The organism is Pelomonas cellulosilytica, from assembly GCF_021353265.1.
Lineage (GTDB): Bacteria > Pseudomonadota > Gammaproteobacteria > Burkholderiales > Burkholderiaceae_C > Pelomonas > Pelomonas cellulosilytica.
Map to the genome: position 1 here is coordinate 21,113 of NZ_JAJTWU010000019.1, position 9,637 is coordinate 30,749.

The 9,637-nt window shown below is 65.2% G+C and carries 9 protein-coding genes and 1 pseudogene; 5 read left to right on the plus strand and 5 right to left on the minus strand.

Annotation, left to right across the window (positions count from 1 at the left end; all coding sequences use genetic code 11):
- Positions 1-29: 29 nt before the first annotated feature.
- Together LXT13_RS27715 and LXT13_RS27720 are read right to left on the minus strand one after the other, a co-directional pair.
- Entirely contained in the window at positions 30-227 is a 198-nt protein-coding gene (locus LXT13_RS27715) for a DUF3606 domain-containing protein (protein WP_233375626.1), read from the minus strand.
- A gap of 134 nt (positions 228-361) precedes the next feature.
- Entirely contained in the window at positions 362-2,146 is a 1,785-nt protein-coding gene (locus tag LXT13_RS27720; RefSeq protein ID WP_233375627.1) for a YbhB/YbcL family Raf kinase inhibitor-like protein, read from the minus strand.
- Between the two features lie 352 nt (positions 2,147-2,498).
- Here LXT13_RS27720 and LXT13_RS27725 point away from each other — a divergent pair, with 352 nt between their 5' ends.
- From LXT13_RS27725 to LXT13_RS27735, 3 genes and pseudogenes are all read left to right on the plus strand, one after another.
- Positions 2,499-4,040 carry a S8 family serine peptidase gene (locus LXT13_RS27725; RefSeq protein WP_233375629.1) on the plus strand — a complete coding sequence of 514 codons (1,542 nt, stop codon included), beginning with the start codon at positions 2,499-2,501 and terminating at the stop codon, positions 4,038-4,040.
- 63 nt (positions 4,041-4,103) lie between these two features.
- Positions 4,104-4,346 (plus strand): hypothetical protein, encoded by a 243-nt coding sequence (locus tag LXT13_RS27730; RefSeq protein ID WP_233375630.1) that lies wholly within the window; start codon positions 4,104-4,106, stop codon positions 4,344-4,346.
- An 85-nt stretch (positions 4,347-4,431) separates the two neighbouring features.
- A pseudogene (locus LXT13_RS27735) lies at positions 4,432-5,345 on the plus strand (IS1595 family transposase).
- A 194-nt stretch (positions 5,346-5,539) separates the two neighbouring features.
- Here LXT13_RS27735 and LXT13_RS27740 read toward each other — a convergent pair.
- Both LXT13_RS27740 and LXT13_RS27745 read right to left on the minus strand, forming a co-directional pair.
- Positions 5,540-6,688 carry a Fic family protein gene (locus LXT13_RS27740; RefSeq protein WP_233375631.1) on the minus strand — a complete coding sequence of 383 codons (1,149 nt, stop codon included), beginning with the start codon at positions 6,686-6,688 and terminating at the stop codon, positions 5,540-5,542.
- 104 nt (positions 6,689-6,792) lie between these two features.
- Positions 6,793-7,005, minus strand: coding sequence for a Wadjet anti-phage system protein JetD domain-containing protein (locus tag LXT13_RS27745; RefSeq protein ID WP_349254875.1), 213 nt, complete (start codon positions 7,003-7,005; stop codon positions 6,793-6,795).
- Positions 7,006-7,451: 446 nt separating this feature from the next.
- Between LXT13_RS27745 and LXT13_RS27750 the strand changes: the two genes are divergently transcribed.
- Complete coding sequence (locus LXT13_RS27750) at positions 7,452-8,183, plus strand: hypothetical protein (RefSeq protein WP_233375634.1); 732 nt, start codon at positions 7,452-7,454, stop codon at positions 8,181-8,183.
- Positions 8,176-8,874 (plus strand): RES family NAD+ phosphorylase, encoded by a 699-nt coding sequence (locus tag LXT13_RS27755; RefSeq protein WP_233375635.1) that lies wholly within the window; start codon positions 8,176-8,178, stop codon positions 8,872-8,874. The genes LXT13_RS27750 and LXT13_RS27755 overlap by 8 nt, the downstream gene beginning before the upstream one ends.
- 278 nt (positions 8,875-9,152) lie before the next feature.
- Here LXT13_RS27755 and LXT13_RS27760 read toward each other — a convergent pair.
- The coding region (locus LXT13_RS27760) for a tyrosine-type recombinase/integrase (protein WP_233375637.1) at positions 9,153-9,637 on the minus strand (485 nt) is incomplete at its 5' end.

Genomic DNA, 9,637 nt, shown 5'->3' on the forward strand with positions numbered 1-9,637 from the left:
GTCGCGGCTGCCCGCGACGATGTTTCCGATCATCGGCAAGTACGTGGGTGCAAATTTGCCGGTCGACCCAGGTAGCCGCAAACGTCGTCCACCTCGTCGCCAACGGCCGCCACGGCGATGCGCAGTTGCTCCTCGGTGACGCCGAGGGAGTCGCACCACCCGAGCAGTTCGCGGTCCTCCGCTAACTGGATTCGCTGGCTTTGATGCGACGTCTGGGATTCATGCATGTTGTTCTCCAAGAGCAGGGCTCATTGGTTCGCACCTTGCCGTCATCGCGCCTCGAGCGTTGTAGGACGAGACAGATCCCTGCACAACATTCCTTCAATTAGGGGGCTGGCGCCATCCCGCGGTGACGGTCCACTCACTTCGGCGGCCTGATCGCCTGTCGGTAGGTTCCCACCAGCTCACCCTTGGCGAGGACGTGGCCTTGGGCGGCCGACAAGACGTCGTCGCGCCAGGCGCCGAGCGGCAGGTCCAGCATGGCGTCCAGTGCCAGAAGCTGGAAGTGGTAGTGATGTGGCAGATCGCCCACCGGCGGGCGAGGGCCGTAGTACCCGGGCGAGCCGCGGCTCGTGGGGCCCTGTCGCAGGCCGGGCGGGTCGGTCAGGCGCTCTTGCTCCTGCAGGCCTTCGGGCAGGCTGGTCAGGTTACCGGGGATGTTCCAGGCCACCCAGTGCACAAAGGGGGTGATCGGCCTGGCGTCGGGGTCCTCGGCGATGAGCACATAGCTCTTGGCGTTGGGCACCGCGCTCCAGCTCAGTTGCGGAGACACACCGTCGGCATACTCGCTGTGCTTAGCCGGGATGGGCTCGCTGTCGGGGAAGGAGGCTGACGAGATCCGGATCGTCGTGTTGCCCGCGGCCACTGTTTCGGGGCGTTCCAGGGCGAGCGGCACGCCGATGCCCTTGGCGGTCTGGCGCTTCATCTCGTCGGCCGGCGCCTGCAGCGCGGTACCCGGCCTGGCGTTGCCCTGGTACGCGACCCGGTAGATCACCCCATTGGCGTCGTCAGCCATCAGCAGGGCGCCGTCCTTGGCCCAAGCCAGGCCGACGGGACGCGCGATGTGGGTGCGGCCGCGGTCAGTCAGGAAGCCGGTGACGAAGGGCTCGATGCGCTGCGGGTTGCCGTCGGCGAAGCGGATGCGCACGATTTCGTAGCCGGCGGCCTCCTTGCGGTTCCACGAGCCGCGCATCGTCACGAAGGCGTCGCCTGCGTACTCGGCTGGGAAGCCCGGCCCGCCCTTGGCAAATACGAGCTGCATGGGTGCTGCATGCGCCTTGTAGCCGAGCGACATCTGCACGCTGACGGCCTTCCACTGCGCCTTGGGGACCTCACCGGGCGGCGTGCTCTGGGGGTTCAGGCCGCCGTCGCCCCACACGTGCGGCCACCCGTAGCGCTTGCCCTGCTCGATCTTGTTCAGCTCTTCGGGCTGCACTTCGTCACCGAGGAAGTCGATGCCGTGGTCCATACCCCAGAGCTCGCCGGTGACGGGGTGCCAGTCGAAGCCGATGGTGTTACGCAGGCCGCTGGCGACGATGATGCGGCTCTTGCCGTCGGGCGAGGCCCGCAGCAGCGTCGCGTTTTCGGGGTTGCTTTCGTTGCAGGCGTTGCAGGTGGAGCCGGCGCTGATGTAGAGCATGCCGTCCGGCCCGAAAGCCAGCGTGCGGTTCGGGTGCTGACCGGCATCGGGCAGGTCGCCGATCAGGAGCTGCGGCTCACCCAACTTGCCGTCCGACTGAATCGGTGCGACGAAGACTTCCTTGACTGTGGCCACATAGAGCTTGCCGTCATGGATGGCCAATCCATGGGCGCCCGCACGGTCCAGCACCTTGACGGGCGATCCATCAGCCACGCCGTCACCGTTGCGGTCCTCCATCATCAGCACGTCTCCCGTGTCGCGTCGGCTTACGTAGATTCGCCCTTCCGGTGAGACAGCCAAAATCCGCGCGTTCTTCAACTCCCGGGCGAAGACCGACACCTTGAAGCCGGCCGGTGCCTTCAGCGCCGCCACCCGTGCGTCTGTCGCCGGCACCTTGTCGGGCTTGAAGATGTGGGTCTTGATCGGCACGTCAGTACCGTCTCCCTGCTGGGCTTGGGAAAGCGCCGCGGTGGCGAGCAGCACCACGGAGGTAATGAATCGGTTCATGGGGCGACGTCCGGCGGATCGGGTCGGCTTGAGCGGCAAGCAACATGCCTTGTGCGCCTGGCGGCCGTCTTGCAGTTTGTTGTCGATCCGATAGGTGGACGGCCTGCGCTGAATCCGAGGACCATCCCGCGCACCGGTGAGGTGACGCGCGGCGTATGTTCGTGATCACCCGGCGGCAAGTGCCGGCAACCTTCGGCGCGGTCGCCGCGGCCCAAGCTCCCGTGCCGTCACGCAAGGCGTCGACGCAAGCGCGGAGCCCACAAGTCTGTGGATGCCGCCGTGCGGACGGCTCTGAATACTCTTGATCTTGTCGGCCAAATGTTGGCCGCATTTCAACCGGCTGGGAGACACCATGGCCAACAAGAAGACTGCACAGACGGCGCGCTTCATCCTGATGCCACTGCGTGGCTTCACGTCCGACGACATGAGGAGGGTCGACGAGGGCAGCGCGGTGTTCGCCGCGGCCGCGACCAACCGGCTGGGACTCACGTCGACGACACGCCGCGCGCGCAAGCCGGTGATGAAGGTCGTTCATTCGATCGAGGCCGAAGGTCCTAAGCTCGTTGAGATGGGCGCTGAGGAGATAGCGGCGCTGCGCGTGTCTGACCCGGGCGTGAAGGCCTTGCCGGTGGTCACCTACCAGTTGATGCGCATGCCGCGGTTGGAGGTTGTGACCAAGGCGGCGCGGCCCGCCGGGCTGGCGCTTGGCCCCAAGCTCCAGGTCACCTTCGTCGACGCGAAGACCAAAAAGCCGGTGCCGGGTGTGTCGGTCGTGGCGTTCACGAACTTTGCGAAGCGGGAAGGGGCTGGCGGCAAGACGAACAGCAAGGGCGTCGTGTCGCTGGGCTTCGCGGGCAACTCGGTGAAGCTGGACCTGCTGGTGGCGTACTCGCCCGCAGGTTACTGGGGCTATGGCAAGAAGAAGCTCACGCTGAAAGGCGGCACCACCTTGGAGGTCCAGCCGATTGACCTGGCCGCCCCGGACTTCGCGGCGGTGCTGTATGGCAATCGGCCGATCGATGCGGGCAGGGGTGTCAAGGTGGGTGTTATCGACACCGGCGTGGATGGCGCACATCCCGACTTAATGGTCACCGGCGGCGGCGCGTTCGTGACCGACGAGGGCGATGCTGGCGGCTCGGGGCCGGCGGCCAAGGATGGCGAGCACGGCACCCATGTGGCCGGCATCATCGCCAGCCGTGGCGCGCTGCACCCCGCGGATGCGCACCACGCGCCCGGCAAGCGGGGTATCGCGCCGGAGGTGACGCTGATGAGCTACCGCGTGTTTCCGAACGCAGGCGGCGGTGCCGAGAACTACGACATCATCCGCGCCATCGATCAGGGCGTGAAGGACGGTTGCGACCTGCTCAACCTCAGCCTCGGTTCACCGTCTGCGGACGAGGCTGTGCACGCTGCGATGAAGGACGCCTTCGACCAGGGCACCGTCTGCATCGTCGCGGCTGGCAATGACGGCCGCCAGCCGGTTTCTTACCCCGCGGCATGGGACATCGCCGTCGCCGTCAGCAGTTTGGGCAAGAAGGGCACGTACCCGGCGACATCGAACGAGATCCTGGACGAGGTGGCACCCTTCGCATCCGGCGACCCGAAGATCTACGTGTCAGCGTTCTCCAATGTGGGACCGGCGATCGACGTCTGCGGGCCCGGTGAAGGCATCGTGTCAACGTTGCCGGGTGGCACGTATGGCGTGATGTCGGGCACCAGTATGGCCTGCCCCGCTGTGACCGGGGCGACGGCGGCGCTGATGTCCGCCGATGCGGCTGTGCTCAACATGCCGAGGGACCGAAACCGTTCGATCGCGATGGTGGGCCTGATTACGGGAGCCGCCAAGACGCTAGGGCTCATTCAGCCCCTCGAAGGGGTCGGCTTGATCGTCTAGGCTCGGTGAGCGTTGTCGCCGGGGTCGGTGACTTCCGGTGCTGCGTATGGTAAAAGGGCCCTTATGGTGCGACTTGTCCTTCGGCGTTCCGAGGAAACTGCCGCTTCGCCTGCCGAAGCAGCCGCCGCCGTTGCGTCTCAGCGCGGTGATGTCCTGGATAACAGCGGGCGGACGATGCTGGTAAGCGTGGCCAACTCAGACGTCGCCGCCTCTTTGCGTGATGCACTTCCAGGTTGGGTGATCTCCGAGCAGGTGCAGCGCATCCAGGTGCCGGATACGCGCCTGAAGATCGGCGCAAACGGCTGATCCGTTCTCGTTGATCGTTGCAGTGGTTTGCCGACTGCGGCACGTCCACCACGTTGAGCCGTGGGCTGCGGGGCGAAGCTGAAGGTTGCGGCTAGCGCTTGTACGAATCTCGCCGGCGCAAAGGCAAGAGCTGATACGGGCGCTGAGCGACGTCGATGAGGTCGAGCGGGTGTTGCAGACGGTGCAATCGCGTCCGCAGGCCTGCCCACACTGCCAAGGTGAGCGCGTGGTTCGCAATGGACACGCCAGCGGCTGCAGCGCTACAAGTGCCGCAACTGCGCCAAGACGTTCAATGCGCTGACCCAGACGCCGTTGGCGCGGCTGCGGCACAAGGGGAAATGGGAGCGCCAAGCCGAAGTGCTGCGCCAAGGGTTGAGCGTGCATCAGGCGGCCGACACCCTGGCGGTGGCGCCCAGCACGGCCTTCCGCTGGCGTCACCGCTTCCTGCAACTGGCCCAGGATGTGAAGGCTCGGCTGCTGCAAGGCGTGGTCGAGGCCGACGAGACCTACTTCCTGCGTTCCAGCAAGGGTCAACGCGTGCAGGCACGCCAGGCTCGGCACCGGGGTGGCAGTGGCGCCAAGCGAGGCCTGTCCGAAGAACAAGAGCCGGTGTTGGTGGCGCGAGACCGCTCAGGCGCAACGGCCGACTTCGTCCTGCAGCGCGCTGGCAAGGCCCAGACCATCGCAGCGTTGGCACCTGTCCTGGCCCCGGACGCGGTGCTGTGCACGGACTGCAGCGGCTCGCTAGGAGCGGCAGCCCGGCATCTGGGCGTCGAGCACCATGCGCTGAATCTCTCCAAGGGCGAGCGTGTGCAGGGCGCTTGGCACATCCAGAACGCCAACGCGTATCACGCCAGGCTCAAGAACTGGATACGCCGCTTCAAGGGCGTGGCCAGTTCGTACCTGGCCAGCTACTTGGGCTGGTTCCGCGCTTTGGACCGGTCCGCACAAACTCCCCGCCGACCCGCGCCATTCCTGGCTTTGGCTGTCGGGGCTTGATGCGTCATCAAGCAATGCGCAAAGAGTCAAGAAAAGATCCCTAGATCATTGATTTTCAAGGGCTTTTCTTGCTTCCTGGGACGGTGCGGGACCGCCTGGAATGATCACTTTTTGGCGGGTGATTGTCGGGCACAAAACGCACCCGTTGAGCTTACGAGTAATGCTGTGGGCATCCGCGGACTGGTGAGGTCTCGTCACCGGGAAAGCAGTTCCACATACGCCTGGTAGCTGTAGACGCGGTTCTTCTTCTGGCCGGTGAGCTCGGCCAGGATGCCGAGGTCTTCCAGCAGCTTGACGGCGGCGCTGGCGGTCGGGAACGTCGTGTCCAGCCGCTGGCGAACGTGCTCGACGTTGAAGCGCGGCATCATCGGCAGCAGTTCGAACAGGCGGTAGCTCATCGGCCCCGCCTTGGGAGACTCCAGCAGTCGCTTGCGATCGGCCGTGATCAGGCTGGCCACGTCGATGATGCTGCGCTCAGCATCCGCGGACGCGGCAGCCACGCCTTCCAGGAAGAAGGATACCCAGCCCTCCCAGTCGCCGTCACTGCGGATGGCCGACAAGCGCCGGTAGTACTCTGCCTGGTGCTGCTTGAGGTAACCGCTCAAGTACATCAGCGGCTCCTGCAACAACCCCCAGTGCTCCATGAGTGCGGCGATCAGCAGACGCCCGATGCGCCCGTTGCCATCCAGGAAAGGGTGGATGGTTTCGAACTGGGCGTGGATCAAAGCGACCCTAGCCAGCGGCGGCAGGTCGGAGTCGGTGTTGTGGGTGAAGCGCTCAAGATCCGTCAGCAGATCGGCCACTTGCTGCGGCGGTGGCGGCACGAAGGCGGCGTTGCCTGGTCGCGTGCCGCCGATCCAGTTCTGCGAGCAGCGCAGTTCGCCGGGCTGCTTGCCAGCACCGCGCACCCCGTCGAGCAGCAGCCGATGGGCTTCGCACAGCAGGCGAACGCTGATCGGCAAGCCCTGCGGGTCGCGCAACTGCCCCTGCACCCAGCGGAAGGCGCGCAGGTAGTTGGTGACCTCCTCGACATCGTCGGTGTTGCTGACCTTGAGGCCCGCTTCCTCGTCGAACAGGTCGGTCAGCGTGGCCTGGGTGCCCTCGATCTGCGAGGTGAGCAGTGCCTCTTTGCGAATGGCGCTGTAGAGCAGCCATTCCACCGACGGGACCAGACCCGACACCCCGGCCAGGCGCGCCAGCGCCAGCTCAGCCTGCCGGTTCAGGTCGACGAAGCAGGCCGGCGCCAGCGGCGGTTCAGCCGGGGGCAGCGGTCGCGGCACGAAGGCGCGGACCGATTCACCCAGCGTGGTCGTGGTGGCGTAGGTGCCGGTGGTTCGGGGCATTGAAAGCGTGCTTTGATTTCCCGGCTCAAATTAAAGCAGGCTTTACTGTTGCTCGACAGTATCAAAGCGAATATTCATAGATTCAGCCTCGACGTCGGCGGGTTCTATGTGCTTACCCCGAACAGCGCGGCTAGCCGCTCGTTCAACCACCCTAACCCCACGCGCTCCTGCTCCAGACTGCAGACGCACCGAGGCTGGTGTCGATCGAATCGGAGGTCGTCATAGACCGCCGTCTCCTCGGGCGTGAGACGCGCCAAGTCGTGGCGCGCAGGGTCGGGCTCCTCGCCCCAGTGCAGGCGGTGAGCGTCTTCCCTCAGTTCAGATCCGTAAGCGCGCGCTGTCGGGGCGGTTCACGCGTGATCGAAGAGGGAGCGCGTCGCCGGAGCAGCGAGCACGGCGAGGGGGCTCAGTTCGCCGTCACGCACGCCGGGCATCAGTCTGGTTGCGAACGATAAGCGGGCGCACGGAGGAGGGCACTCGCTTTGGCGTCCCAGCACGCCAAGCAGGCTACCGCTGACCCCTTCCACGCCGGTCGACTGCTAGACGAGCTTGGAACACGCCAAACCCGCTCTGGATGTTAATATTGTTAGTCAACGCGGATAATGGCTAGGCTTTTTGACCTATTCCGACGTCCGTTCTTGTGAGGTTTGTTAGTCTCGCGATAGCGGCGCGACACATTTTGGCGTGCAACGCCTGGTATGGCGATGAAGAGGTGGCATGAATGGCTACGGCGACGAAGACGTGGGGCACGAAGGCAGCCTCAGTGACAAAGACGGTGGTGCAGCGCAAAAAGACCGAAGTAAGACAAGTTGAACCGAAGCGACCGTCGCCATTCCGGCTGAAAGTCGAGGAACGGAGCAAGGCATCACAAAATGAGGAGAGGGATCCTGCACTTAAGGTCGGCACCTACGTAACCCTTGAAGACGTACTGAATCACGTCGGCTATCACAGTCGCACACGCCGTGTGAGAGAGACCCGTCTCTCCCCCAAGGTGGCGAGCGTCATCGTCGGACTTATCGGCGGGCAAGACTTGACCCGCGACGCCGAGGTGCAGCGTCTAGTTGATGTTTCTGATGCAGGGCTCGATAAGGCCGATGCCATCCAGGCCCGCATGCGCGCCAAGGCCGTCGAACTGGTCATGAACGGCACGAGTTGGCTCACCGCCACTGAGCTTTTCGACGAACTGCCCAAGAAGCCCAGCAACGCGCACACCGTGCTGGCCCGCTGGCTGGATCAGGGCCGCATCTTCGCCATGGAAAAGTCGGGCGTGCGCATCTACCCCCGATATGCATTCGACGCGATGGTGGAGCCGGTGCCGCTGCTCAAGGAAGTCCTCAAGGTCCTGGCCGGCCGCTCGCCCTTCCAGATCGCCTCGTGGTTCGAGTCGCCGTCCAACTACCTGGATGGCAAGCGGCCACGCGAGGTCTTGGAAACGAACGGCCTGGCCGTGGTGACGGCGGCCCAACGACTGGTGGAGGGCGCCGTCCATGGCTAGTGCCCCACCGGCACGCACTGCACCGCCGGTGGCGGTCACGCTGGACTACGCCCAGGCGACCCCCGCCCTGCCTCCGACGCACCCGTTGCCGACACGCGACTACCAGGCGCGCACCGTGTGGCGCTGCCACCGGATGGATCCCGCCACGGGCCTGTACCGCTCGACCGTATTCAACAGCGGCGGCCGGGGCGACGCCCGCTTCAGCCCGATCTTCGACAGCACGGGGGCGGTGATCCCGACGCTCTACGCGGCCACCGAGGCCCGTGCTGCGATCGCCGAGGTATTGCTGCACGACATGCCCTCGCCCAGCACCGGCGCGATCTTCGACGCGACCCATGCCATGCTCCCCAGCGAGGGCAATATGGTCTCCAGCGTGGAGGTGCCGGCGCTGACGTTGGTGCCCCTGACCTCGTTCGGTCTCCAGGCGGTGGGGCTCACGGTGCCCGACCTGATTGGCGGCAACAGCGTCCGCTACCCGCACACGCGCGCCTGGGCCCGTTGGATCCACGAGAACATGCCGAGCGTGCAGGGCCTGTACTGGATGAGCCGCCGCGACGACGAGAACGGCTGCATGGTCCTCTTCGGCGATCGCATCCCGTCGGGCCTGACCGAGCTGACCCGCGAGCCCCTGCGCGCCTACAGGCTGGAGCTCTTCGAGGCGCTGGATGCCATGGGCGCCGTGGGCATCTAGCCCGCCCGGGCGCGGCCGCCCTTTTCCATCCGTTTTCAGCGCCGCTTCCATCCGATGGAGCGCCGGCCACCGGGTGTAGGCGCTATCCGATTCCATCCGTTCCATCCGTTCCATCCGATTGCAAAGCGGTGGGCGCCACGGCTTGCAGGTGCCACTCATCGTGCATTCATACCCTCGCACGAGAGCCCGCATGTCCAAGCCCGCCATCATCACCAACCACCTTTCCGCGCACGACGCCGCCAAGCTGCGCGGCATCATGGCCCTGGCCAGCGCCCCCATTACCGAGCGCAAGCGTGCCCAGCTGCGCCGTGTGAACGGCGGTCAGGAAGCAGACTGTCCCGAAAAGACAGTTCGTGGCAACGAACGCGGCGAGAACACAAAGCCGATGAATCTCTCGACGGTGCTTGGTATTTCCTGTTTCTCACCTCTCCTTTGGTGTGCCCAAGCAGCAGCTGCACGGCGCGCAGATTCCTGGTCCGCCGATAGATCAGCGTCGCCTTGGTCCTTTGCATCGAATGCGTCCCGTAGTCGGCAGGGTCAAGGCCGAGTTCCTCCACCCAGCCTTCCTGGATTCGGGCGTACTGTCGCGTCCCTAGATGCGGCGAGGAGTGCATGCGACTTGGGAACAGGAAACCGTCGGATCTCAGTCCCGCTTGCTTGATCCAACTTTGCACGGCTTCGCGGGTCACCTGCGTGATCTCGAACTGGACGGGGCGCTGAGTCTTGTGCTGCATCACCACCGCGCGGCTGGCCACAGCGTCGC